Annotated in this window: 18 protein-coding genes; 3 read left to right on the forward strand and 15 right to left on the reverse strand. The window is 67.0% G+C overall.

Annotated features, from left to right (window positions below; translation table 11 throughout):
- Positions 1–78: 78 nt before the first annotated feature.
- From U3649_RS13350 to U3649_RS13360, 3 genes are all read right to left on the reverse strand, one after another.
- Complete coding sequence (locus U3649_RS13350) at positions 79–540, reverse strand: DMT family transporter (RefSeq protein WP_407351801.1); 462 nt, start codon at positions 538–540, stop codon at positions 79–81.
- Positions 541–741: 201 nt separating this feature from the next.
- The gene (locus tag U3649_RS13355) at positions 742–2,316 is read right to left on the reverse strand and encodes a M20/M25/M40 family metallo-hydrolase (protein ID WP_407351802.1); all 1,575 of its coding nucleotides are present in this window, start codon (positions 2,314–2,316) and stop codon (positions 742–744) included.
- A gap of 68 nt (positions 2,317–2,384) precedes the next feature.
- Positions 2,385–3,326: an AraC family transcriptional regulator N-terminal domain-containing protein gene (locus U3649_RS13360; RefSeq protein WP_407351803.1), complete on the reverse strand. Its 942-nt coding sequence runs from the start codon at positions 3,324–3,326 to the stop codon at positions 2,385–2,387.
- A 169-nt stretch (positions 3,327–3,495) separates the two neighbouring features.
- Between U3649_RS13360 and U3649_RS13365 the strand changes: the two genes are divergently transcribed.
- Positions 3,496–4,494: an aldo/keto reductase gene (locus U3649_RS13365; protein ID WP_407351804.1), complete on the forward strand. Its 999-nt coding sequence runs from the start codon at positions 3,496–3,498 to the stop codon at positions 4,492–4,494.
- A 120-nt stretch (positions 4,495–4,614) separates the two neighbouring features.
- Positions 4,615–4,923 (forward strand): HPF/RaiA family ribosome-associated protein, encoded by a 309-nt coding sequence (locus U3649_RS13370; RefSeq protein ID WP_407351805.1) that lies wholly within the window; start codon positions 4,615–4,617, stop codon positions 4,921–4,923.
- Between the two features lie 316 nt (positions 4,924–5,239).
- Here the strand turns inward: U3649_RS13370 and U3649_RS13375 are convergent, their stop codons facing one another.
- On the reverse strand, positions 5,240–6,442 hold the full coding sequence (locus U3649_RS13375; protein WP_407351806.1) for a glycosyltransferase: 1,203 nt from the start codon (positions 6,440–6,442) through the stop codon (positions 5,240–5,242).
- A gap of 157 nt (positions 6,443–6,599) precedes the next feature.
- On the reverse strand, positions 6,600–7,583 hold the full coding sequence (locus U3649_RS13380) for a glutathione S-transferase family protein (protein WP_407351807.1): 984 nt from the start codon (positions 7,581–7,583) through the stop codon (positions 6,600–6,602).
- Between the two features lie 301 nt (positions 7,584–7,884).
- Here U3649_RS13380 and U3649_RS13385 point away from each other — a divergent pair, with 301 nt between their 5' ends.
- Positions 7,885–8,349 (forward strand): hypothetical protein, encoded by a 465-nt coding sequence (locus U3649_RS13385; protein WP_407351808.1) that lies wholly within the window; start codon positions 7,885–7,887, stop codon positions 8,347–8,349.
- Positions 8,350–8,857: 508 nt separating this feature from the next.
- On the opposite strand, the gene U3649_RS13390 is transcribed toward U3649_RS13385, so the two are convergent.
- The 10 genes from U3649_RS13390 to U3649_RS13435 all read right to left on the reverse strand — a co-directional run bounded on the left by U3649_RS13390 (position 8,858) and on the right by U3649_RS13435 (position 24,536).
- On the reverse strand, positions 8,858–9,778 hold the full coding sequence (locus tag U3649_RS13390) for a DUF6708 domain-containing protein (RefSeq protein ID WP_407351809.1): 921 nt from the start codon (positions 9,776–9,778) through the stop codon (positions 8,858–8,860).
- A 1-nt stretch (position 9,779) separates the two neighbouring features.
- Positions 9,780–13,145, reverse strand: coding sequence for a T6SS effector BTH_I2691 family protein (locus U3649_RS13395; protein WP_407351810.1), 3,366 nt, complete (start codon positions 13,143–13,145; stop codon positions 9,780–9,782).
- The gene (locus U3649_RS13400; protein ID WP_407351811.1) at positions 13,138–14,085 is read right to left on the reverse strand and encodes a hypothetical protein; all 948 of its coding nucleotides are present in this window, start codon (positions 14,083–14,085) and stop codon (positions 13,138–13,140) included. Before U3649_RS13400 ends, U3649_RS13395 begins: the two co-directional genes overlap by 8 nt.
- Positions 14,086–14,092: 7 nt before the next feature.
- Positions 14,093–17,011 carry a type VI secretion system Vgr family protein gene (locus U3649_RS13405; RefSeq protein WP_407351812.1) on the reverse strand — a complete coding sequence of 973 codons (2,919 nt, stop codon included), beginning with the start codon at positions 17,009–17,011 and terminating at the stop codon, positions 14,093–14,095.
- A gap of 88 nt (positions 17,012–17,099) precedes the next feature.
- A complete protein-coding gene (locus U3649_RS13410) occupies positions 17,100–17,450 on the reverse strand; it encodes a hypothetical protein (RefSeq protein ID WP_407351813.1) in 351 nt (116 codons plus the stop codon).
- Between the two features lie 37 nt (positions 17,451–17,487).
- Positions 17,488–20,361 (reverse strand): ATP-dependent Clp protease ATP-binding subunit, encoded by a 2,874-nt coding sequence (locus U3649_RS13415; protein WP_407351814.1) that lies wholly within the window; start codon positions 20,359–20,361, stop codon positions 17,488–17,490.
- A gap of 130 nt (positions 20,362–20,491) precedes the next feature.
- Positions 20,492–21,580 (reverse strand): type VI secretion system baseplate subunit TssG, encoded by a 1,089-nt coding sequence (gene tssG / locus U3649_RS13420; RefSeq protein WP_407351815.1) that lies wholly within the window; start codon positions 21,578–21,580, stop codon positions 20,492–20,494.
- Positions 21,544–23,379 (reverse strand): type VI secretion system baseplate subunit TssF, encoded by a 1,836-nt coding sequence (gene tssF / locus U3649_RS13425; protein WP_407351816.1) that lies wholly within the window; start codon positions 23,377–23,379, stop codon positions 21,544–21,546. The genes tssG and tssF overlap by 37 nt, the downstream gene beginning before the upstream one ends.
- A gap of 5 nt (positions 23,380–23,384) precedes the next feature.
- Positions 23,385–23,870 carry a type VI secretion system baseplate subunit TssE gene (gene tssE / locus U3649_RS13430; protein WP_407351817.1) on the reverse strand — a complete coding sequence of 162 codons (486 nt, stop codon included), beginning with the start codon at positions 23,868–23,870 and terminating at the stop codon, positions 23,385–23,387.
- 168 nt (positions 23,871–24,038) lie between these two features.
- Positions 24,039–24,536: an Hcp family type VI secretion system effector gene (locus tag U3649_RS13435; protein ID WP_407351818.1), complete on the reverse strand. Its 498-nt coding sequence runs from the start codon at positions 24,534–24,536 to the stop codon at positions 24,039–24,041.
- Positions 24,537–24,546: the final 10 nt, after the last annotated feature.

The raw sequence follows: 24,546 nt of genomic DNA on the forward strand, positions 1-24,546 counted from the left end.
GGGACGGTACGGCGCGGATGATGCCTGTTCCCCCGACCGCGTCCAGTCCGAACAGGGCGGCCGAAAACGGCGTCGGGCTCATCCCGCCGCCGCGGGGCGGACCACCAGGACCGCGCCGACCGCCACCAGGGTCGCGCCCAGCAGCCGCCAGGCATCCACCGGCCGGGTGGCGTTGAGCACCCCGAAATGATCGAACAACAGCGACCCGGCCACCTGCCCGAACACGATCAGGCAGATCAGCGCCGCCGCGCCCAGCCGCGGCACCAGCACCGTTGCGCTCAACACGTACAGCGCCCCGATCAGCCCGCCCAGCCAGATCCACGACGGCTGCGAGGCCACCGTCTGCGCATTGGGCAGCGACGTACGCGTGACCAGCAACGCCGCGCCCAGCGCCAGCGTACCGACCAGGAACGACATGAACGAGGCGAACAGCGGCCCTTCGGTCGCATGCCCCAGCCGCGCATTGATCAGCGCCTGCAACGGCAGCAGCACGCCGACCGCCGCCGCCAGCAGAATGCCGCCCAGGATTCCCAGGTGCATGGTCCAGACTCCGGATCGATGGAACGGGGAAGTCTATGGCTTCGCGGCGTCGAAGGTGTCCTCGGCAACGGAACGGTGCGGCCCCACGGGCGTCGCCGGCCCGCTGCCCGGCGGTTCCGTCAGGACGGCGCAGCGCTCCGCGCCGGGCGACCCGCCATCAGCGTCGCCGGTCGGGGCCATCCGGGAAGCAATCGCGGACGTTCACTCCGAGGACGCCTCCGACAGCGCATACAAGAGGTCCACGTACGATTTCTCGATCTCGGCCAATCCCGCCGCCTTCACGCCTTCGGCCGGGCGGATCAGCATGTATTCGTCCGGGGCGTGGGCGCCTGCCCCGTGGCCCAGGCCGCCGAATACGAACGGCAATCCCAGGGTGCGGGTGAACTGGTAGAACGGCGCGCTGCCGGCCAGCCAAGGGGCGACCCTGGGATTGGCGCCGTAGCGGTTGAACACGCCGATCGCCGCCCGCACCAGCGGCGCGTCCACGGGAGTGGAGGCGGCCGGATAGCCCGAGAGCCGGCTCAGTTCGATGTCCTCGAACCCCCCGGCGTCCAGGTGCTCGCGGATCATGCGGTAGGCCTCGTCCGGTTCCAGGCCCGGCGGCAACCGCGAGTCGATCTTCGCCGTGGCCATGTGCGGCAGGATCGTCTTCATGCCCTCGCCGGTGTAGCCGCTCCAGATACCGTCGATGTTGAGCGTCGGATCGAACAGGTTGCGGATGATGGCCTCGCGGCCATGCATGCCGCCGATCCATTGCGACACCCCGAGCGCCTTCTGCATCGCCGCATCGTCGGCGCGCAGGGCAAGGCCGTTGACCAGCCGCTGCTCCTCGTCGCTGGGGGCGCGCACCGCATCGTAGTAGCCGGGAACGAGGATGGTGTTGCCGTCCGGCGTGCTCATCGAGGCGATGGCCTGTACCAGCCGCAACGCGGGGGAATCGACCATCGCCTTGAGCGAGCCGTGCACTTCCGCCTTCGCCGGACCGCCCCACTCACCGCCCTTCGATTCGAGTTCGAAGTAGATGATGCCCTTGACGCCGAGGTTCAGCGACGCGTCGCCGTCCGGCTCCTGGATGTTCATCGGGAAGAACGCGCCGTCGGCCGCACGCAGGCGGTCGAGGTAGGGCTCGATCACGGCGCCGAAGTTCGGCGAGCCCAGCTCCTCCTCGCCCTCGGCGATGACGTACAGGTTCACCGGCAGGGTGCCGTGCTCCTGGATGATCGCGTCCAGGGCATTGAGGAAGGCCCGTTGCGGCCCCTTCTGGTTGGTGGCACCGCGGGCCATGAGCACGGTGCCGATCTCGTGCTCGACCAACTCGCCGGCGAACGGATCCGCGATCCGCCAGTTCTCCTCGACCGGCTGCACGTCGTACATCATGTAGACGACCAGCGTACGTTCGGCACCGGCGTCGTAATGGCCGAACACGCCGGGATGCCCCGGGGTTTCGACCAGCGCGACGTCCCGGAAACCGAGATCGCGCAGGTCGCCGGCGACCAGCTCCGCCATCTCGCGAATCCCGTCGTCCTGTGCGCTGATCGAGCGCTGGCGCACCCAACGCTGCAGGTGCGCGAGATGGGCGTCGAGATCGGCATCGATACGCGCGTACACCGCGTCGTGGCGGCCGGCGTACGCGGGGATCGATGCCGAATCGAATGCCTGGTCGGTCGAGAACTCCCAGTCCGGGCGCGGCCCCTCGGCCCGCGCGCCGGGAGTCGCCGCGGCGGCCACCGCCAGCGTCAGGAGCAGCGCGAGTGCCGCCGATCGAATGCCAATCATCATCAACCTCCCCGTTGACCTGCAGGCACTATAAACGCATGGCGACGGCGCGTGCCGCCCATCGGCATTCATGCCATCGCGGCGCCGTTCTGCAGCGCCGCCTGCACCTCGCGCCGCGGCGGCGCGCCGAACAGGCGGCGGTACTCGCGGCTGAACTGCGACGGGCTTTCGTAGCCGACCCGATGCGCGGCGGCGGCCGCCTCCACGCCTTCCATCAGCATCAGCCGGCGCGCCTCCTGCAGACGCAGTTGTTTCTGGAACTGCAGCGGCGTCATCGCGGTGGCGGTCTTGAAGCGCTGGTGCAGGGTGGACGGGCTCATGTGCGCGGCGGCGGCGATCTGCTCGATGCGTAGCGGCTCGGCGTAGCGCGCCTTGAGCAGTTCGATCGCGCGGGCGATGCGCTGGGCGGCGCCATCGACATGGCACAACGCCTGCAGGCGTGCGCCGAGCTCGCCGGAAAGCACCCGGTAATGGATCTCGCGCAGCGCCAGCGGCGCCAGCACCGGCGCCTCGTCCGGGGTATCGAGCAATCGCACCAGCCGCAGGATCGCATCCAGCAGCGAGGCGTCGGTGCGGGCGAGATACAGCGCCCGCCCGTTCTCCTGCGCGGGCGGCGGCGAAGACGCCAGCTGCGTCGCCAGTTCGGCGACCGCCTGGGTGTCGATGTCGATGCGCAGGCACAGGTACGGGCGTTCCGGCGAGGCCTCGATCACCCGTCCGGTCACTGGCACCGACATCGACACCACCAGGTAATGCAGCGGGTCGTAGTGGTACAGGTCCTCGCCGAGCATGGCCTGCTTGCGCCCCTGCACCACCACGCACAGGCTGGGATGGTAGACGCAGGCCAGCGGTTGCGAGGGTTCGTCGGCACGGACCAGGACCAGGTCGGGCACGGCGCAGGCGTGCACGCCCGGCTGCGGCGCGTTCCGGATGATCCGGTCGGCCAGTTCCGCGCGCTGCGCCTCGGTGCCGTGGCGGGTGGCGATCACGTTGAAAGCGTTGTCGGGCATGGCGTCGGCTCCTGACCGGGGCGTCCTCGATTATGCGCATCGAGGCCGGTGCCGCCAGCGCAATGGGTGGCCCGGCGGAGGATCGGGCAAGAATGCTCCAGCAATGGACTAACGTCCGCCGGGGGTGGGGTCCTAGCCTGTTGGCTCCCCCGCACCAGGAGACTCCAGCATGCGTACCCCCTTCCCCCGCCGCACCCTCGGCCGCCACGGCCCCAGCGTGTCCGCGATCGGCCTGGGCTGCATGGGCATGTCCGACTTCTACGGCGACAGCGACGAGGCGCAGAACCTCGCCGTGCTGAACCACGCCATCGACACTGGCGTCAACTTCCTCGACACCGCCGACATGTACGGCGTCGGCCGCAACGAGGAGCTGCTGGCCAAGGTGTTGCGCACGCGCCGCGACGAGGTGGTGCTGGCCACCAAGTTCGGCAACGTGCGCGCGCCGGACGGCGCCTTCCTCGGCGTGGACGGCCGGCCCGAGTACGTCGCCGCGGCCTGCGACGCGAGCCTGAAGCGCCTGGGCATCGACCGGATCGACCTGTATTACCAGCACCGGGTCGATCCGAACGTGCCGATCGAGGACACCGTCGGCGCGATGGCGCGCCTGGTCGAATCGGGCAAGGTGCGCCACCTCGGCCTGTCCGAGGCGGCGCCCGATACGGTACGCCGCGCGGCGGCCGTACATCCGATTGCCGCGCTGCAGAGCGAGTACTCGCTGTGGACGCGCGAGGTGGCCGATGCCGTGCTGCCGGCCTGTCGCGAGCTGGGGATCGGCTTCGTTCCCTACAGCCCGCTCGGCCGCGGCTTCCTCACCGGCGCCATCCGCAAGGCCGACGACCTGGCCGACAACGACTGGCGCCGCCAGAACCCGCGTTTCCAGGGCGACAACTTCGACCGCAACTACGCGCTGGTGGAAGCGGTCACCGAGCTGGCCAAGGCGCGCGGTGCCACGCCTGCGCAGGTCGCGCTGGCCTGGCTGCTGCACCAGGGCGAAGACATCGTGCCGATCCCGGGGACGCGGCGCATCGAGCGCCTGGACGAGAACGCCGCAGCAGCGCATATCCGCCTGGAAGACGCGGAGCTGACGCGCATCGGCGCGGTGCTCTCCAGCCACGCGGTCGCGGGCGAGCGCTATCCGGAATCCAGCATGCAGTCGGTCAACCTCTGACCGGCACGGAGCGCCGGCCGCCACCGGCGCTCCGGCTTTTCGCTGCGTTTACACCACGATCACTACCGTCTGGGGTCTTCGTAGCGCCGCGCCGGCGGCCGTCCTCGCACAGGAGCGTGAATGAAGATCCAGCTCAATACCGATCACCACATCCAGGCCGACGAATCGGTCGTCCGCCACGCCGAAGACAGCATCGGCAATGCGCTCGCGCGCTATGCCGGGCAGGTCACCCGGGTCGAGGTGCACCTGCGCGACACCAATGCCGGCAAGGGTGGCGCCCAGGACAAGCACTGCACCCTCGAGGCGCGCCTGGAAGGCCGTCCGCCGGCCACCGTGTCCGACGACGCCAGCACCGTCGCGGCGGCCATCACCGGCGCGGCGAAGAAACTGGTGCGGGTGCTGGACAGTTCGCTCGGAAAGCTCGGCTGAGCGGCATGGGGTCGGTGCCTTGCCAGGCGGTCTGTGGGGCTGTTCACTGACACCGCCCGTGGCGACGGCCCTGTCTTCACTGCGCCCGATAGGGCTGCTTGGCGCGGCTATTCACTGACACCGCCCGTGGCGACGGCCCTGTCTTCACCGCGCCGGAAAGGGCGGCCTGGCGCGGCTATTCACTGACACCGCCCGTGGCGACGGCCCTGTCTTCACTGCGCCGGAAAGGGCGGCCTGGCGCGGCTATTCACTGACACCGCCCGTGGCGACGGCCCTGTCTTCACTGCGCCGGAAAGGGCGGCCTGGTGCGGCGCGCCTACGTGGGGGCGATGGCGATGCTGCTTTCGCTCCGCGCTCCCAGTTCCCGGTACAGGGCCACCGCACGCTGCATCAGCGCATCGTTGCTCCAGGCCTTCGCGTCCCCCGGCCCGGCCGCGGCCAGCGCCGCGCGCTCGGCGGGCGAACGCAGCAGCGCGGCGACGTGCCCGGCGAACGCATCGACGTCCTCGCTGCTCACCCGCGCGCTGCGCGCGTCGCGCAGCACCATGGCGGTGCCCATCACCGCGGTGGACACGATCGGCACCCCCAGCGCCATCGCCTCGATCAGCACCAGGCCCTGGGTCTCGGTGGGCGAGGCGAACACGAACACGTCGCCGGCGCGATAGCAGTCCAGCAGCTCGGTACGACGGTCGAGGTTGCCGAAGAATCGCACGTGATCGCCCAGCCCGAGCTCCGCCGTGAGCCTACGCAGCCGCGCCGCGTCCGGCCCTTCGCCGGCAACGACGAACAGCAGATCCGGAAACTCGCCGACCAGCCGCGCCACCACCCGGAGCAGGAACGCGACGTTCTTCTCCACCGCTAGCCTGCCCACCGTGACCAGTGTCGGCCGCTCCGCCGCGATCCCGTGCCTGGCGCGGAAGCGCCCGCCGTCGCCGCCCGCGAACTCGTCGAGTTCGATTCCCGTCGGCAGTACCGTGGACGGCGTTCGGACGCCGTAACGCCGCAGCACTTCGGTCATCTGCGCGCTGGGCACGATCAGGTGGTCGACCCCATGGCACAGCCGGCGCGAAACCGCGCGCGCGAAGGCCCGCAGCAGCGGCCCCGGCAGCCACGGGAGGTAATGCGCCACGTACTCCTCGAAGTAGGTGTGGTAGGTCTCCACCGTCGGCCGCCCGATCCGTCGCGCCAGGCGCACGCCCAGTTGGTGGGCGCGGAACGGCGTATGGATATGGATCGCATCCCAGCGTCGCCGTGCGAGCTGCGGCAGCACCGTGCGCAGCGCCGACGCGCGGATCAGCCGGTCTTCCGGATCGAAGAAGATCACGCGCGCCGGCAGCCGCAGCACCTCGAGTCCGCCCTCGCCGTCGTGCGCCTCCTGTCCGCTGTCCGGGCCATAGTCCGGCGCCACCAGCGTCACCCGGTGCCCCATCCGGATCAGCGCCTGGGCGAAGGTGCGGATCGAGGTCGACACCCCGTTGATCCGCGGAAAATACACGTCCGACAGCATGAGGATGTCCATGCCCGGCGAGACTATGTCGGCAATATGACAGCCAGGCGACGAATCAGGTCCCCTGCAGCCATTATGGGGACGACGGGTGTGGGAGCGACGGGAGTCGCGACAGCGGCGGCATACCGCCGCCACTTCCACAAGCAAGGACCGCCGTACGCCTCCGATATCATTCCGCCGCGGGCAGGCGGATCGTCGGCGCGTCATAGTCCAGCACCGGCCCCTTCGGCACGATTCCGGTCGGGTTGATGTGTCTGTGGCTCTCGTAGTAGTGCCGCTTGATGTGCTCGAAATTCACCGTCGACGCCACCCCCGGCTGCCCGTACAACTCACGCGTGTACGACCACAGCGCCGGATAGTCCACCAGCCGCCGCAGGTTGCACTTGAAGTGCCCGTGATAGACCGGGTCGAACCGCAGCAGGGTGGTGAACAGCCGCCAGTCGGCCTCGGTGAGCGTGTCGCCACACAGGTAGCGCCGCTTCGACAACATGCCTTCGAGCCAGTCGAGGGTATCGAACACGCCGTCGACCGCTTCGTCGTACGCTTCCTGGCTGCGCGCGAACCCGGCGCGGTACACGCCGTTGTTGAACGTGTCGTAGATCCGCTCGTTGTACGCGTCGATCGCCTCGCGCAGCGGAGGCGGATAGAAGTCGCCCTCGGCCGCGCCCGCCCCGTCGAACGCCGAATTGAGCATGCGGATGATGTCCGCCGACTCGTTGCTGACGATCCGCCCGCTCCGCGTGTCCCACAGCACCGGCACCGTCACCCGCCCCGTGTAGCCGGGATCCGACCTGACGTACAGCTGCCACAGGCACTCGACGCCGTTCACCGGGTCGGGCACCACCCCAGGCGCGGGGCGGAAGGTCCAGCCGTCCTCCACCATCAGCCAGTGCGTCACCGACAATCCGATCATCTCCTGCAGGCCCTTGAGCTCGCGGAAGATCGTCGTCCGGTGCGCCCACGGGCAGGCGCGTGCGATGTAGAGGCGGTAGCGCCCGGGCTCGGCCGCGAATCCGCCCTCGCCGCTCGGCCCGGCACGGCCGTCCGCCGTCACCCAGTTCCTGAACACGGACGACGAACGCCGAAGACGCCCGGTCTCGTCGACCGGGATCTCCTCCTCGCTGTGCCACTTGCCGTCGATCAGCATGCCCATGCCCGGATTCTCGCTGCCAGTCATCGAAATGGCGAGCTTGCCTGCCGGGCGATCAAGGGCATGTGCCCGGCCGCCAACGGCCTCCGCACTATCCGCCATCCAGCGGACACACTCCACGACGGAACTCGTATCCAGGCACTGCTGCCGCTGCCGATCTGCACGGCACGGTGGCGAGCGTCGGCCCCGACGGGGGCCGCCTTGCACAGGGGTTGAATCCGGAAAGGCAGCGCCCTATCTAGCGCATGCGCAGCTTTCGACGCGACGGCCAACCGATCATGAGGCGTTGCATCATCGCGCCGTCTTGACGATCGCGAGCCGATACTTCGTTTCACCACAGGAACAATCGCCAAGCAGGATCGCCACCATGTCGGCCCCACTCGATAATCGGGACTCCTCCTCCGACACCTCAGCACCGGACCCGCAGGTCCTCGCCGATCACTCCCTCCCTGGCAGCCGGGCCGACGCCTCTCCACCGCAGCTGTCGCTGCCGGAAGCCGCATCGAAACTGGAACAAGGCCTGTGGTGCCTGATCGCCCAGGGCCTGGACGACGAGCAGTTCTGGCTCGCATTCTCACGCCTGTATCGCGGACTGGCCGGCCAACTCCCGCAGGCCGAACGCAGCCGCCTCGCCTTCCACGCCGACTACGCCCTGGCGCGCCTCGGCATGCCGGTCTGGACCGTCATGACGGAATCGACGCTGTTGTCCTCCAACGATGGTTCGAAGCCGGAGCCGGATGGCGCTCCGTCGGTCGCGGCGGCGGCGTAGCCGCCAATACACCGGCTGTCGCCGCACGTTGTGCGATAGAGACCCGCTGGTCTCCGCAGGCATGAGCGACTCGCCCGTGCCCTTCATGCAGTGTTTCGTGCATTCCGCACCCACGGATCATCCGAGTCGATCCTGCAGGCAGCCCCTATCTCCGCGGGTCAGCCGGGGATCGTGCCGCTGGAGCGGGCAAACTGCGTTTCGTCGTTCATCAGCGACCTACCAGCCAGCCAGGAAACAACCATCACGGACCCGGGAAAGGCGCTCCTGTTTGCGGACTCAGGTCGGATTGTTGTCGAATTCTCCGGTATAGCCTGGCTCCGGCCAGCGGTTGGGCCGCCCGGCTCATTCCGGCACTCGGCCACGATCTCGGGCGGCCACTCAGCGAAGGCGGGAATGGCGATGCCTAAGTAAGCGCCATTCGTGTCATGCACCATATTGGTCCAGTACCAATCGATAGCGTGCCAGCCCGCCGTTGCTGCCCAGCCGCTCGAAGGCGAGGACGTGGTGCTCAGGCCACTGCCTGGCCGGCCAGGCGATGCACCTCCTCGGCGCTCAGTGCAGGCCCGCCGGCGGCCGCGACGATCTCCGGCGGAAACGCCGGCAGGCGACCGGTGCCGGAGATTCGCAACGACTCTCCGGGCTGGATCGGCGGACCGCCCTCTTCCATGTAACGGCGGATGTGCTCGTACAGCCGCCACAGCAACTCATCTTCCCACCAGCCCTTGTAGCCGATGGTCACGATCTCCTTACACTGCCGCGGATCGTCCGGCTCGCCCCACAGCAGAGCCAGCAGGTGCGACTCGCGACCGGCCGAACCGGTGAACTCGGTCATCTTATAGCTGCGTGCGCGCAGGTCATCCCATTTGCAAGTCTGTGCCGGATCGACGCCAACCTTCTTCCAGAACTCCCAGAAACGGACCGGAATCACCGAAAAAAAAGATACTTCTCCGGTGGATCGATTGAATAGCACAGGAATATCGCGTGGAGTAAAGAATGCAATTTTGAAGAAAAGCACTGTGGCTAGAAAAAAAATGACCAAAGCAGAGAGACTGAAACACAGGAAAATGAGATCTGGCCACGACAACTCATCAGCGGCTATCAAATCAGAAAATATAGAAACATTTATCCAGCCAACGAGGCCCACACTGAGCAATCCAACAATCGCAAAGAAAGGCAGCATAAACGTCATCTCTGGCGTTCCAGCCGGCGCTCCTACCTCGATCGCATCGGGATACACGTTTAGCAACGCATCGCAGGTGCTGGCCTGCCCGTGCACAGACACACGCTTGTCCTCTGGCGCTACCCGCCACGGCAGCTTCCCGCCCAACAGCGTGCCGTTGCGCACGGCCTCGCCAAACTGGAACCAGGGATCTGGCTGGTTCCATTCCGGAATGCGGATGTCGTAATTGGGATTGTTCTTGCGTGTCATGTCAGCCTTTGGAAAGGGTTTCGTCGATAATCAGATCGCCGTCCTCCGGCGCGTCCCAGATCCGCACGCTGCCGAACACCGCACGAATGGCGTTTCTTTCGACCTCCATCTCGCGCTTGATGGACTCGCCATCTTCGATATGATCGGAAATGACCATACCGGGCGCGTCGACGACGAACTCCTTGACCTCCCCGCTCTCCAGCGTGCGGTGGTTGAACTTCCAACGGCTCCTCTGCTCCTGTGTGCCGCGCAACGTGAAGCCCAACTCGTATTTCACTTTGTCGCGCAGCTGCGGCGGCAAGAACAATCGTACCCAAGCCTCGTAGGTGCCGGTGGGGACACGTGTAATCGTCGGCGCTCCAAGGCCTACCGTTCCCGCACTCAAGGTCATGCGGTCTCCGGCGTGGAAATCGATCCTGACGCCGAGCAGGATCTTGTTCAATTCATTCTGCTCGCGCTGCAAGCTGCCCCACTTCCGGCGGCCGCTTCCCCAGATGCTCTGCTTGACCCATTCCACCGTCGGCGGATCGTCTAGCATCATCGCGACCCAGCCCGCGATCAAGCCTAGACCAACCAACAACAATCCCCAACCGGTCCAGGACAAACCCCAGCCTGCAGCAATTGTCCCGGTGATCCAGCCAGCAGCCGCGCCGACTGCCATACCACTCGCGACTGCAGCACCAAGAAAAAAGATAGCCTGGGCCCATCGCATTCTGGCCACATCCCTGTCGCCCATCGCACTTTCATCGAACGCAGAAACTATAGCGACAATAGCGTCTATCGTTAACACAACTGTTGATGCAAGGCCTGCAACAACTTTCATGCCAGTTGCCGCTACAGTCTTGCCTAACCGCTTCGCATATGCCTCGCTAACTTCCATCATGGCCGCCGTCAGCCCCAGCCCTGCCGACAGCAGCGAGATCCGGGCGCTGGCGCGCTCCTCCGCATCGCCATTCTCCAGCTGCTCCCAGGCCTTGCCAATGGAGAGTGCCTGCAGCACGCCCCCTGCCGCGGACAGTGTGGCACCGCCCTGCTTGAACACCTGGATGCTCTCACGCACCATGTCCTTGGTGTTCTTACCAAGGGTGCGGGCAAGCTGCGATACGGCGTCGGCGCTCCTGTTGGCGGCGGCACCAGCACCCGCAGCCGCCTTGCCGCTGGCTTCGTCCAGCTTGTCGAGCGCGCCGACGGCCTGCCCGCTGGTCCTGCGCACCGCCACGTAGAAATCGACTACGGCGTCCGCCATTCCCGGGCGCCCACCGATGTCGAACCACATCGCCCCGCCCATCACGAGGCTCTTGACCTGCTTGCCGTCGACGGCATCGGCGGCACGTCTTGCCAGTTCCCGTACATGGCCCAATTGCCTGCGCCAGTAGCGGGCGCCCACGTCGATCGGCACGCTGACCTTGTGCAAGGCGATGCCTGCCTTTTCGGCGAGCGTGTCGGCGATTCCTTCTACCAGGGCCTGCACCTTGTCGCGAAACGGAGATTCGATCTTGCCCAGCTTGTCCAGTGCCATGGCGGTCGCGCCGGCCACCCCCAGGTTCAGATGGCCGTACACTGCGGCGAGATTTCTCAACAACGGCAATTGCCTTGCAACGATCCGGATTTCCGGAAACGCCTGTAGCAGCTTGTCATCGCCGGGCGGAAGATCCGTACCCTTGGCAGCGGCTTCCTCGATTTTTTCGATGAGACTGAAAAAAGTCTTGGTCTGCTTGACGATCTTTGTTGGCTTGAACGCCTCGATCGCGGATTTCTGGTTGCCGAGCAACGCGCGGACCAGCAAGGCCTCCTTGTCGTCCGGATCCTTGAGCAGGAAATCCTCGAACCACGCGACCCCGTTGTCGCTGATCGGTCCGCCAAAGGTCACCTTGGCGACCGCCCCGCCATAGTGGATCCCGTCGGACGGCGTAGTTTCGTCGAAATCGTTCGAAGTGACGTGCTTGCGCTGGTCGCTTTGCAACCATCGCCGGTAGTCCACTTCAATGCGCGCCAGAAGCCTATCGTCTTCTTCCGCCTTGCTCTTATGGGTATTCAGGAATGTGCGGTAGTCCTTCGCCTCATCTTTTCCAGACAGCCCGTCGAGGATGTCCTCCTCAAGGTCCCTGGCTTCCTCGTCTATCTCCGCATCGGTCACGAACCGGATTTTTCCCCGCCCGTAGACCCGGAACCTGCCGTCGCCATGGGGACCGTCCCACCCATAGGTGTAAATGGGCTCCAGCGTGGCATCTCCCGGTATCTTGCCAGAAGACTGTAATTCCTCGAACTCCCGTTCGCTCACTTCCTTGCCGTTCATTCCGGCATACTTCTGGTCAGTCGAGTTCTTCTTGCGCGCCTCGGCCTGATCGCTGGACAGCTTCAGCAGACCTTCAATGGTCATCGCGGACTGGAAGCGATGGTAGCCGTCCTGCTGCGCCGCCACCCACTCCGCCGCAGTGTTGCAGAGCGTGACCCGTCGGTGCGCCGTTTCGCTGGTCACGCCGATGGCGTCAGTCACACCTACGATCATCGCGGCATCGAGCGGATAATCACCGCGCCTGGAATGACCGCTGAGGTCATTGTGCTTTCCCAAAATTGACTGCGCCGCCGCCTGCATGTCGTTCGCCCGCTCCGGACGCATGCCAGGCAGGCCCGGCATTGCGGCAAACGGCAGGGGTTCGAACGGATTTCCCTTGAACGGGTTCCCCGTCACGATCATGGGGAACGGCGTCTGAGACCGCGGGTCGTATTCGGCGACGACCTGCTGCAAATTGCTTTCTGTCAACGGGATCGATTGTTCGCACTTGGCCTTGGAAGCATTGATCAGGGTCATGCGCTTGCTGCGCAGACCTTTTTTCGATTGATACTCATCCCGAATTTTCTGGCTCCAGACATGGTCGCTATACGCGACCCAAACCTTGCCGGCGCGCTTTGCGTCCTGAATGACGAACAACATCGCTGTAGCGTACGAGGCGACACGTGAGCAGGTGAACTGATCGTCTTCCGTTTCCTGTTGGCCGCCTTCAAGCGGGAAGGGCTCCATGTATCCGCCCGGGTACACCTTGAACACTTCCCAGCCCTGTTGCGCCCTGAGCTGCGCTGTGTGCGGCTGTTCGTAGTACGCAAGCACGTATCCAGGACGCAAGGATCGCGCGACATAACCGCACGTCGTCATGACCGGCATGGCGAGCTCGTGCTTGAAGAGCGGGTTCAGCAGCTGCTGACGGCTTCCAGAGTTCGCATAGGTGCTGTCCGCGACACCGGGGCGGACCAGCAATACAGGCAAACCCACCTTCTGGCAGGCAGGGCATCCTTGGGAACTGCAGCTCGGAGCGCCCGCCGCCGCGTTCTGGGCGTTGATGGAATACGGGCCTTGTCCGTCAGCCATGGCAATTGTTCTCCTGATTCTGATTCAATGTGACTGGCGCACCAGCCTGCCGATCGAGATCGGCGCGCATCATCTCCCAGCCTTCGGGATCGGGAATTTCAGCAAGCAGACCCATCAATGGAACTCCTTCGGCAGCAGCCCGACGAACAGCTGCTATAAACCTAGGATGCTCTACCAAGCGTGGGTGCACCTGCAGGACATAGGCACCCAGCAGTACCTGATCTTGGCGCCCATCCACCCCCATTTTTCTGATCGATTGCACCGCATCCGCGCACTGTCGCAAATAATCCATTGGCAGCGCCCGACGGAAGCGACGCCATCCCCGCAGTAGATCTTGGACCACGTGACAGTTCTGCGCGTGCTCCCATTGCGAGGAACTCAGTTTCAGCGTGCCGGCGACGCCTGTACCTGTCTTGCCATAGGTCACCAGCCGTTCGCACCTATCGATAGCGAACCAGTCCGTCACTGTCCCAAGCAGGTCGGTGCGCTGATCCTGCGTCAACACCGGCCACATCCATTCCAGCACACGACGATCGGCCCATCGGACAAGCCGCCGACCCGCACGTACTGGCGCGGCGGTTTGCATGCAAGCCGCCATACGCACCGCCAGCCCATCAATCCGACCTGTTGACAACAACCAGCCTCCGATGGAGAAACCGCCCCCTTGTTCGGCATCGGGATTCTCTTGTTCCATGATGGCCATATTGACACTCGCCTCCAACAAGGGCGTGTCCCTTGGCCGGATGCGAATCAACAGGGGTCTTTGATCTTCCTTCAAAGAAGGGTGCCGCACTGGCACTGGTACAACTTCGGCATCGATATCTGCAAGCCAATCCTTTGAGAACGGCTCACGGAGCATTGGATCGACCAACAGACAAGGCGAACAGCTGCTGTCGGCCTGCAGTTTTTCACTCAATGTCCTTATGAGGTCGGTATGCATGCCTGCCTCACAAAGCTGCGGCTCCGCTGGCGGCAGCAGAAGCGTCGTTCTTTGAGCACGCCTCTAGGCCGGCCGTTGGAACTTGAGCGTTGCCACTCGCACTCGCCGGCCCCGTCCACTCCTTCTTCGAAGCCTTGAACTCGATCGCCCCAGGCGAGCCCAGTTCGATGTCGCCGCCTTCCAGCTTCAGGTACGCGCCGGTCGCGGTCAGCAGCACGTGCTTGCTTGGGGCCGAGATCTCGACGTCCGCCTGGGTGCTGGCGGCGGTGATGCTGGCCTTGGCCGCCACCTTGGCCTCGTTTTTGTGCGCTCGCGCGCTCACCCTACCTTGCGCGGCGTGCAGGGCGATGCCCTTCTCCTGGGCCGGCTGGCCGGCCGGTGCGGTGCTGCCCTGGGTGAACAACGCGATGCCGCCGGCCGCGGCGATCACGGTGCCGGCCTGGCTGGCCCAGTCGAGATCGCTGCCGGCGATCAGGCTGGTCTGGGTGCCAGAGACCCAGGCCTGGTCGGCTGGGGTCAGGCTCAACAGGCCTTCGGGGCTGCCGGCGACCAGCTGCGGGGCGCTCCAGCCGGGCGCTTCGCCCTCGCCGCCGCCGATAGCCTTGCCGCCTTCGCCACCACTTTCGGCCGCGCCGCCGCTCTGGGTGGCCTGCATCGTCTCCTGCACGGTCTTCAGGCTCGCCTGAGCCGGCAGGGTGTCGGCATCGTCAGGAAGTGTCGCTTCCTGACTCCTGGCGGTGTCGGCCAATGCCTGCAGCAGCTGCTCGCTCTCGCCCAACTGGCCGAGGGTCTGGGTGGCGGCGAGCTGTTGCGCGCCGGACTCGGCCGTCAGCAGCAGGCCGGCGCCAGCGCGGATGGCGCCGTTGGCCTGCGTCGACAGTTCCACCCCGAATCCCCGATCGGCGCCGCGCACGTTGTCCTCGCCGCCCTTCAGGTGGCCCAGGGTCAGCGTGGTCTCGTGTTGTGTCGTGGCCGCCTGGGCACGGCCTTGGCCGGGCGTGTCGTCCAACCGCAATTGCTGGTAGCCGCCGCTGCCGTCCTGGCTGCTGCCCAACGCCTGGCTCTTGAAGCCGGTGTACACGGCGGCGTGCTCGTTGCCGTCGAACCAGGCCGCGGCATTGCCGGTGGCGCCGGCGCCGCCGCCGGCGACCTGGTTGTGCTGGGCGTCGGCTTGGCCCTTGCCGTTGTAGACGCTGCCGATCACCACCGGCCGGTCGATGTCGCCTTCCAGGAAGGCCACCAGCACTTCCTGGCCCTTGCGCGGAATCAGCACGCCGCCCCAGTTGTCGCCGGCCCAGGGGGTCGCCACGCGCACCCAGGTCCAGGCACCGTCGGTGCCGGGGGCGTTGTCGTCGCCGCCCGGATGGGCATGGCCGCTGCTGGCATCGGCGCCGCGCTGCCAGGCGAACTGCACCTTGATGCGGTGGTCGCGGTCGGTCAGCACCGGGCCGCCGTCGCTGACGACGATCGCGCTCTGGGTGCCGTGCACGGTCGGTTTGGGGTGCAGGCGCAGGCCGTGGCCGTCCACGGTCCTGGGACGGTACGGCACCGAAGCCGGGATGGCGGTGAAGGTGTTGCGGTAGAAGTGGGCCGCGTCGTTCGTGCCACCGCCGGTGATGCGGGACAGCAGGGAGTCGACGGCGTTGGTGGCGGTCTCGCCACTTTCGGCGGTGCCGGCTTCGGAGGCGCCCTCACCCCTGCCCCTCTCCCGTAAACGGGAGAGGGGTTCGTTCGCACCGGCGGATCCCGCAACTGATGACGTTGCGGTCAGTCCCGACAGGGCATCTGGCAGATCGGCGCCCGGCAGGGCCACGGGGCCCAGGGAGGCTTCGAGGGCGCTGTGGATCTCCGCGCCCAGGTTGTTGCGGGCCTGGTGTTCGACCTTCAGGCAGGTGAAACGGCGGGCATCGGCGTCGAGTCTGGCATGGTGCTGGACCAGCTCGAAGCGGGCGGCCGGCGCCAGCCGGCGCCAGGTGCCCTGGCCGTCGAACGTGCGGGCGTCGACCTGCAGCGCCTCCAGGTGCTGGCGGGCTCGGCGTTCGCCCTGGGCGCTGTCGTGCCAGGCGTAGGGGCCGGCGGTGTCGTCGTCTTCCGCGGTCGCGTCGCCGAAACGCTCGCCGTCGGCGGTGGCCGGGCGCATGCCCAGGCTGCGGTAGTCCCAGCTGGCGCGCGCGAGCCTCCCGGTCTGCCAGCGGCGTGCGCTGGACCACTGCTGGATGCCGTCCTCGCGCTCGGTGGCGTCGCTGCGGTGGTAACGCACGGGGCCGGCATCGGCGAACGCCTCGCCGTGGTCGGCCAGCACCAGCGTGTGCCGGCCGAGCGTATCGGCGGCGGCATCGCCGGCGTGTTCGAACCAGCCGAAGATGCCCTCCTCCGCCAGCAACCGCCGCAGGAAGGCGAAGTCGCTCTCCTCGTACTGCGTGGTCAGGCTGCGCCTGGCGTACACGTCGCGGTCGGCCAGTTCCCAACGCCACGCCGGCGACAGCGCGCCGGCTTCGGCGTAGTCGGCGAAGACGTCCTCGACGATCTCCAGCACCGTCATGTCCTGGAACACGTAGCTGTCGATGCGCTGGCGCAGGAAGGCCAGCCACGGCTCCAGCACCAATCGATAGCGTGCCAGCCCACCGTTGCTGCCGAGCCGCTCGAAGGCGGTGACATGGCCATGGAACGGGCGCAACCGCGTGCGCGAATCCGCGGTGAGCAGTTCCAGCAGCACCGGCTGGCCGAGCAGATCGTCCAGCGACAGGTGCGCATCGATCGACAGCGCGGTCAGCTCGAAGCGGAAGCCGTCGTCCAGCGATTCATGGCCGGCCAAAGTCTCGGCGACCAGGACGTCGGGCCCCAGGCCGGTATGCAGCCGCAGCAGCCGTTCGTGCTGCTTCGGACCGGCGACCAGGGCGGTGAGTGCGGTGGCGAGTGCGTCCATGGCGATGCTCCTTGCGCGGCCCCGTCCATCCCGCCGGACGGGCAGGCGCCCGTGTCGGCGGGCGCCCGATGTGCCGCCGGTGTCCGGGTCAGGCGGTGATCCGCTCCAGCTTCAACGACGGGTTCTCGGTGCAGTGCAGCTGGAAGTTGCGTCCCGCTGCGGAGACGGTGATCTCGCGGACATTGTTGACGATGCGGTTGCTGTTGGCCTGGGCCTGTGCAGCGCCGCGGATGCGCCACGAGAACCGCGACAGCAACGCCGCGAGGTTCCGCGCATCGCCGCGCGCCTCGGGCGCGGCCTTGTCGAGCAGCTCGACGATGTGTTCGGGCTGGATCCTGTTCCAGCCGCAGACACTCTCGGTGCCGCGCCCTTTGCGACCGAGCCCGAGGCTGTCGCAGTTGCCGATGGTCGTTTCCCTGTCGATTCCGTAAAAATCCATGGTGACTCCTCCTTGGGTATGGCAAGGCGCCTCGACTTCAGGCCACCTTGTACTTGAAAGCTCCGTTCTTGCCGGCCGCGACCTTGATCTGACCGATCTTGCCGCCTTCGGCCATGCTTGCCAATACGGCTTCGGCGATTTCCGGCAACAAGGTGCCGTTGAGAATGTGATCGACGTTGCGTGCGCCCGAGTCCACCTCGGTGCAACGCGCCAGTACCGCGTCGACCAGCCCCGTGTCCCACTGGAAGGCGGCCTTGTGGTTGGCGGCGACGCGGTCGCGGATCCGGGCCAGCTTGAGGGCGATGATCTGCGCCAGCACCTCGTCGCCGATCGGATAGTACGGCACCACCTTCAGCCGGCCGAGGAAGGCGGGCTTGAAATGCTTCATCAGCACCGGGCGCAGCGCTTCGGCCAGGGCGCCGGCCGCGGGAACCTCCTTGGCCGGCTTGTTGAGGCAGGCCTGCATGATCTGTGGCGAGCCGACGTTGCTGGTGAGGATGATGAGGGTGTTGCGGAAGTCGATCTCGCGCCCTTCCGCGTCGTCCATCATGCCCTTGTCGAACACCTGGAAGAACATCTCCAGCACGTCCGGGTGGGCCTTTTCCACCTCGTCCAGCAGCACCACGCTGTACGGATTGCGTCGCACCGCCTCGGTCAGCACGCCGCCCTCGCCGTAGCCGACGTAGCCGGGTGGCGAGCCCTTCAGGCCCGAGACGCTGTGCGCCTCCTGGTACTCGCTCATGTTGATGGTGATGAGCTTGCGCTCGCCGCCGTAGAGGATATCGGCCAGCGCCAGCGCGGTCTCGGTCTTGCCGACCCCGGACGGCCCGACGAACATGAAGACGCCGCGCGGCTTGTTCGGGTCCTCCAGTTTGGCGGTGGCGGTGCGCACGCGCTGGGCGATGGCGTCGAGCGCGTGATCCTGGCCGATCACCCGCTCGCGCAGCAGGTCCTGGAGCCCGCGCACGGTGCGGATCTCGTCCTTCACCATGCGCCCGAGCGGAATGCCCGTCCAGGCGGAGACGATCTCGGCGACCACGGTGCCGTCGACCTGCAGCGGCACCATCGGGGTGTCGCCCTGGAGCTCGCGCAGTTCGGCCTGCAGGCGCTGGAGTTCGGCGTGCTTCGTGGTGTCGGGGCCCGCGTCGGCAGTGCCGGTAGCGATCTTGTCGCCCTTGCCCTTGGCGACCTTCGCGGTCTTGGCAGCGCGCGCGCGCTTGCCCCTTCCGCCGCTTTCGGCGGGCGGCTGGGATGGGGGGAGCGCGCCAGGCGAAGCCGCGGCGGCATCGATTCCGCCGGCTCCGGACGCATCCCCAGCCCGGCCCTCCCCCGCTGCCGCGGGGGAGGGAGCGGGATCGTGATCCCGCTCGAGCTCGGCGCGCAGCGCCTGGATGCGCTGCGCCAAGGCGGTTTCCTGCGTCAGCCGCGCCTCGTTGTCGGCCAGCACTTTCCGCGCCTGGGCCTGCTGTTCGCGCAGTTCGCCCAGGCGCTCGTCATGGTGATTCGCACCGCCCGCGGCCTCGCGCCCGAGCGCCGCGATCTCGGCCTGCAGCCGGTCGAGGTGACGACGCGTGTCTTCGACGATCGCCGGGGTGGCGCTCTGCCCGAGCGCCACCTTGGCGCAGGCGGTGTCGAGCACCCCGACCGCCTTGTCCGGCAGCTGGCGGCCGCTGATGTAGCGGTGCGACAGCCGCACGGCCTCGGTGATGGCCTCGTCGAGCACGCGGATGCCGAAGTGCTTTTCCATCAGCGGCACGATGCCGCGCAGCATCGCCGCGGCCAGCGGTTCGGTGGGCTCCTCCACCTTCACCACCTGGAAGCGCCGCGCCAGGGCGGCGTCCTTCTCGAAGTACTTCTTGTACTCGCTCCAGGTGGTGGCGGCGATGGTACGCAACTCGCCGCGCGCCAACGCCGGTTTCAACAGGTTGGCGGCATCGTTCTGCCCGGCCGAGCCGCCGGCGCCGATCATGGTATGCGCCTCGTCGATGAACAGGATGATCGGATGCGGGCTCTTCTTGACCTCGTCGATCACGTTCTTCAGGCGGTTCTCGAACTCGCCCTTGACGCTGGCGCCGGCCTGCAGCAGGCCCATGTCGAGCACGTGCAGTTCCACGCCCTGCAGCACCTCGGGTACGTCATTCCCGGCGATGCGCCGCGCCAGGCCCTCGACCACCGCGGTCTTGCCCACGCCGGCCTCGCCGGTGAGGATCGGGTTGTTCTGGCGCCGGCGCATGAGGATGTCGACCAGCTGGCGGATCTCGGCGTCGCGGCCGATCACCGGGTCGATGTGCCCGTCGCGGGCGCGCTGGGTGAGGTTGGTGGTGAACTGGTCGAGCGCCGGTGTCTTCGACAGACCGCCCCGGCCCGGCACGGCATCTTCCGCGCCGTCCGCGGAGCCCTGCCCGTCGGCATCGGCGAAGCCGACGCCCTGCCCCGCCTCCTGCGAACCCTCTGTCAGCCTGGAGAAGTCGTGCTTCAGTTCGTCGCGCTTGAAGCGCACGAACTGCTTGGAGCCGCGATAGGCGAGCTGCGCCAGGTTCGGCTCGGTCAGCAGCGCCAGCAGCAGATGGCCGCTGCGGATGCGGGTGGTCCCCGAGTCCAGCGACGCCAGCAGCCAGGCGTGCTCGAACAGCGCCGGCAGGTGCTGCGAGAACACCGGCGTGCGGGTGTTGCCGGCCTTGAAGCGGCCGATCTCGTCGCCCAGGTCCTTCTCCAGCGCCTCCAGCGAAATGCCGCTGCGCCGCGCGATCAGCACGAAGTCGCTCTGCGGCTGCTCCAGCAGCGCCAGGAACAGGTGCTCGAGGTCGACTTCGTAGTGCCCGCGCGCCATGCACAGGTTGGCCGCGCACTCGGCCGCCTGCCGGCAGGTGTCGTCGAGCTTGCTGATCAGGGTCTTGAGGTTGATGCTCATGCTTGAACCGATGGCTCCATGCTGGATGGGTACGTTCTCTCGCCGGCCGGCCCGCCGCCTGCCGTCGCGGCCTGCCGCAAGCAGCCGCGCCCGTTCGGCTCCGCGCCCGCGTGTGTTGATGCGGGGGCGCTCATTGCAGCGTGTGGATGCCGTAGCCGGCATCGGATCGTGCGGTTTCGGACGGCCTGGTGCAGAGATAGCTGTCCCAGCCCAGACGCGCGCCATGCTCGCCGCCGATGCCGGCGCCGCGTACGTCCTCGGCCTTGAGCACCAGCCGCACTTCGTACTCCAGGCAGGAACCGGTGAGCAGGGTCAGCCACTTGGCGAGCGCCTTCGCCGCGTCGCCGCCGGGCAGGAATGCGTCGAAACGGTCGCGATCGAGCGGCCCCACCATCAGCCGCAGGCGCAGGTCGCGCTGCCAGACGCGATCGCCGGCCAGTGCGTTGGCACCGAGCTTCGCGTTCGCCATGCCGAGCCGGGTCGTCTGTTGCTCGGGAACCTGGTACCAGGCACCGACGAACTGCTCGACCCGGATGTCGATGCCGAAGTAGTCGGCGAGCATGTGCTGCAGGAAGACCGCCGAGACCGGCCGTTGGCGAACGCCGCCGGCGTAATAGGCGATGGCCTGATCGAACACGTCGCCCTGCCCGTCGGCCATGCGGTCCCGCAAGCCCGGCAGACCGACACCGGAAAGCGACAGCACCAGCGGCAGGAAACGCTCGCGCCGGTCCAGCTCGTACTGCATCGCCAGCCGGTACTTCTTCCATGCCGCGTAGTGCTGCGCGAGCACGCGGCTGGTGAAGATGTCGAGGAAGGCGCGCGCGGCACGGTCGCGATGGTAGACCTCGCGCTCGTGCAGCAACTCGGTGTAATGCAGCGGCAGCGCGCCGGTGGTGCCGAGCAGGCCCATGAAGGCCGGAGTGATGTGTACCTGCCCGATGCTCTCGGTCGCGATCGCGTGCTCGAGCGCGGCGCTGTGCGCCAGCGCTTCGCCTTCGGTGGACCAGGCACGCACCTCTTCCAGCTCGGCGGCCGGGAATCCGAGCGACAGGGTATTGCGGAAACGGACCCGCTGCGGGATCACGTCCTCCGCCGTCGCGCCCTGGTGGTGGAACAGCTGCTCGACCACCCGCATCGCCTGGAAGTACTCGAAGCGGTGCGGATGTTCGAACAGCTGCTGCGCTACGCCAGGATCGACTCGCCGCTTCGCGGGTCGCATCGGACCAGTACCTCTTCGTTGTGGCTGGAGATCAGGATGAGCTGGGTGAAGCTGTTGGCATGTACGTACAAACCGAAGAACCGGTCGAGCACCTGGGCGAAGGCGGCGATGCCGGCGCCGACGAAATTCGCCTCGTCGATGGTCAGGCGGATCTCGATGCCGCGGACGACCGACGCGAAATGCTTGCCCGACATCCACGCCGTGGTCGGCCGGTGCTCCAGGCCGACGATGCCCTCGATCTGGCGGCCGGAAACGCTGCTGGCCGACAGGTCGTACAGGCGCAGCATTTCCTTCAACGCAGGCAGTCCGCTCTGGGTCAACGACAGATGGTTCAGCGCCAGGTGCGAGATCAGCCGCCAATGCGCGCCGCGACCGCGGCGGAAGCGCAGCGGGCGGCTGGGCTTTCGCAGCAGGCCGATCGTGCGCGCAGGGCTGCCGCCCTCGATGCTGAGGTCGCCGCCGGACACGCCGTAGGCCAGGTGCGTGGGCAGGTCGCGGTTGCTGCAGGTCAACTCGACGCTGAGCACGTCGGTCTTCGGGACCGTCGGGTTGAAGTCCAGGTCGACGAACGACAGCTCCGTCTCGTAACCGGGACTGTGACGGGCCACGGCCTCGTCCCTGCGCGACAGCCAGTAGTGTCCGGTCTTGTCCGGATCCTCGCCGTGGCGCAGGGAGTAGAACGGCCGGAATTCCTGCACCTGCTCGCCCTGCGGCGTCTGCCGGACGCGCCTGACCGAGTCGATCGAATGGATCTCGTGGGCGAACGCGCGTCGCGCGTCGGCCACGACCGGGTAGTGGGTCGTGCGCTGGGTGACGCGGATCGGCTCGCCGTGCTGGGCGAACAGGTTGACCACCGGCGTGCAGCCGGACAGCACGTTGTCGCGGCTCAGGCCTTCCAGCACCCGGCTCGCCGGCTGGTCCGGCGCCGTCGCCCGCAGGACCAGGTGCAGGGTGAAGCCGCGGCTGGCCTGGGCGCTCACCGGCTTCAGGTCGAGATCGAAGAAGCCGAACTTCTCCGGAAACGCGAACAGCTCGGTCAGCAGGCGGTAGGCGGGATGGGCGCGCGGCGGGAAGTCGATCAGCGCCTCTTCCGCAGCGAACCCGACCGGCCGCAGCGGTACCGACTCCAGCCGCCGCCAGCGGCCGTCCCGATCCGCCTCGACATAGGCGTTCATGACCTGGAGCGACAGCGCGTCGCGCAACGCTGCGCAGAACGAAGGTTCGCCATCGACGAACAGGCGCAGCGCCTGGCCGCCGAGCTTGGCGAACGACACCTGGTCCGACAGCAGTTCGAAGGTCAACGAGATCTGGGCGCCCGATCCTGGCGGCAGGCCGACCGCCATCGGCGCCTCGGCGACGGCGCGATACTCCGCCGACCGCAACGCGATCGGCGCCAACTGCACGTCATAGGCGGTGCGGAAGCGGCAGTTGACGCCGCGCACCGGCCGCGACTGCAGCTGGGTGCCGCGCGGGATGCGCACCGGCGCGCTCAGCTTCGCCGCCGCCGGCCCCATGTCGAACCGGGCGATCGAGCACGACGGGAACGGCCGCAGGTAGTGCGGATACATCACCTCGAGCAGCGCGTCGGTGAACTCCGGATAGTCGTCCTCGATCCGCTTCGACACCCGGGCGCTGAGCAGTGCGAAGGACTCGATCAGGCGCTCGACGTGAGGATCCTGGCTGCCGTCCGCCGACAGCAGCAGGCGCCCGGCGATCTTGGGATACTGCTCGGCGAACTCGCGCCCATAGCGGCGCAGGAAGGCCAGTTCGCGCTCGTAGAACGGCAGCAGGTCCTGCATCGCCGTCAGGCCGCCTGGCGCCGCAGGCGGCTGACCGAGTATTGCAGGGTCGTCGGCTGCAGCATCGCGTCGAAACTGACCGCCTCGCGCGCCGGCTGCAGGTCCAGCAGCCCGTGAATGGTGAAATGCAGCCCGGTCCCCATGTGCATGTCGGAGTCCAGCCGTACCTGCACGTTGTGCAACCGGCGCTCGTGGCGGGCGATCGCCTGCTCCAGCGAACGGCAGATCGCCGCGCGGTCATAGGCGTTGGCCAGGCTCATCGAGGAGAAGTCGCACAGGCCGTAGGTCATCAGCGACTGGCGGCAGTTCGGATAATCGCCCAGGTCGTCCTCGGAGAACGCGGACCGGCTGTTGAGCAGCCCTTCCAGGTCGCGGGCGACGGATTCCTTGTACTGCTCCACCGAGATCGACTTGAACACGTTGCCGCCGGATCGGGACCGCGGCGCATCGTCGAGCAGTTTTTCCAGCAGGCTCGGTTCGAATCCCTTCATTGACCGTCATACCTCGTAGGCGGCTCGTCCAGCCGCGCGATCTTCGACACCGGGCTTGCGGCCGTGATCGCGGCCTCTGGGACCCGGATGCGATGGCGCACTCCATGTGCTGCCCACGATCCCCCGGGCCAAATGCGGTGGCGCACGCGGCGCCACCGCAAAGCGTCATCAGGCCGTGTAGTTGGGAACGTTCTTGATGGCACTCCACTGCGCGACGGTCTTGCCGCCGACGCCACCTTCGGGCTTCTGCTGGTTGTAGGTCCAGCGGATGGCGCCGAAGCTCAGCTGTACGACTTCCTGCGGCATGCCGTCATCGTCGACGGTGGTCGTGACACGGTGCACCAGCACGTTCAGCAACTCGACTGCGTAGTAGTTCAGTGCGTTTCCGTCCTTGTCGGCCCGCATGAACTCGATGCGCGCCTTGGGGAAGGTGGTGCCGCCCGCGCACGCCTGGTTCAGGGCGGTGGTGGACAGGTCGATGGACTTGACGATCTCGATCGGCGACAGGTTCACGCGCGCCGCGGACTGGCCACCGGAGGTGGACGCCGTGGCCGAGCGCGGCTGAAGCAGATCCTGCGAGAACGACTTGATCTCGATCCAGTTCAGGTGCTTGTCGTCGCGGGACTCGCCCTTGATGGTATCGATGGAGAGGAATGCATGTTGCATATCTGGGTTT

It is taken from the genome of Luteimonas sp. R10, from assembly GCF_045689605.1.
Taxonomy (GTDB): domain Bacteria; phylum Pseudomonadota; class Gammaproteobacteria; order Xanthomonadales; family Xanthomonadaceae; genus Luteimonas.

Bases quoted from the DNA above. Each gene is read 5' to 3' on its own strand.
- U3649_RS13360 (WP_407351803.1), bottom strand. From the start codon at position 3,326: ATGCCCGACAACGCTTTCAACGTGATCGCCACCCGCCACGGCACCGAG.
- tssF (WP_407351816.1), bottom strand. From the start codon at position 23,379: ATGCAGGACCTGCTGCCGTTCTACGAGCGCGAACTGGCCTTCCTGCGC.
- U3649_RS13375 (WP_407351806.1), bottom strand. From the start codon at position 6,442: ATGGACATCCTCATGCTGTCGGACGTGTATTTTCCGCGGATCAACGGG.
- U3649_RS13435 (WP_407351818.1), bottom strand. From the start codon at position 24,536: ATGCAACATGCATTCCTCTCCATCGATACCATCAAGGGCGAGTCCCGC.
- U3649_RS13395 (WP_407351810.1), bottom strand. From the start codon at position 13,145: ATGGCTGACGGACAAGGCCCGTATTCCATCAACGCCCAGAACGCGGCG.
- U3649_RS13380 (WP_407351807.1), bottom strand. From the start codon at position 7,583: ATGGGCATGCTGATCGACGGCAAGTGGCACAGCGAGGAGGAGATCCCG.
- U3649_RS13400 (WP_407351811.1), bottom strand. From the start codon at position 14,085: ATGCATACCGACCTCATAAGGACATTGAGTGAAAAACTGCAGGCCGAC.
- U3649_RS13410 (WP_407351813.1), bottom strand. From the start codon at position 17,450: ATGGATTTTTACGGAATCGACAGGGAAACGACCATCGGCAACTGCGAC.
- tssE (WP_407351817.1), bottom strand. From the start codon at position 23,870: ATGAAGGGATTCGAACCGAGCCTGCTGGAAAAACTGCTCGACGATGCG.
- U3649_RS13350 (WP_407351801.1), bottom strand. From the start codon at position 540: ATGCACCTGGGAATCCTGGGCGGCATTCTGCTGGCGGCGGCGGTCGGC.
- U3649_RS13405 (WP_407351812.1), bottom strand. From the start codon at position 17,011: ATGGACGCACTCGCCACCGCACTCACCGCCCTGGTCGCCGGTCCGAAG.
- U3649_RS13415 (WP_407351814.1), bottom strand. From the start codon at position 20,361: ATGAGCATCAACCTCAAGACCCTGATCAGCAAGCTCGACGACACCTGC.
- U3649_RS13370 (WP_407351805.1), top strand. From the start codon at position 4,615: ATGAAGATCCAGCTCAATACCGATCACCACATCCAGGCCGACGAATCG.
- tssG (WP_407351815.1), bottom strand. From the start codon at position 21,580: ATGCGACCCGCGAAGCGGCGAGTCGATCCTGGCGTAGCGCAGCAGCTG.
- U3649_RS13365 (WP_407351804.1), top strand. From the start codon at position 3,496: ATGCGTACCCCCTTCCCCCGCCGCACCCTCGGCCGCCACGGCCCCAGC.
- U3649_RS13390 (WP_407351809.1), bottom strand. From the start codon at position 9,778: ATGACACGCAAGAACAATCCCAATTACGACATCCGCATTCCGGAATGG.
- U3649_RS13355 (WP_407351802.1), bottom strand. From the start codon at position 2,316: ATGATTGGCATTCGATCGGCGGCACTCGCGCTGCTCCTGACGCTGGCG.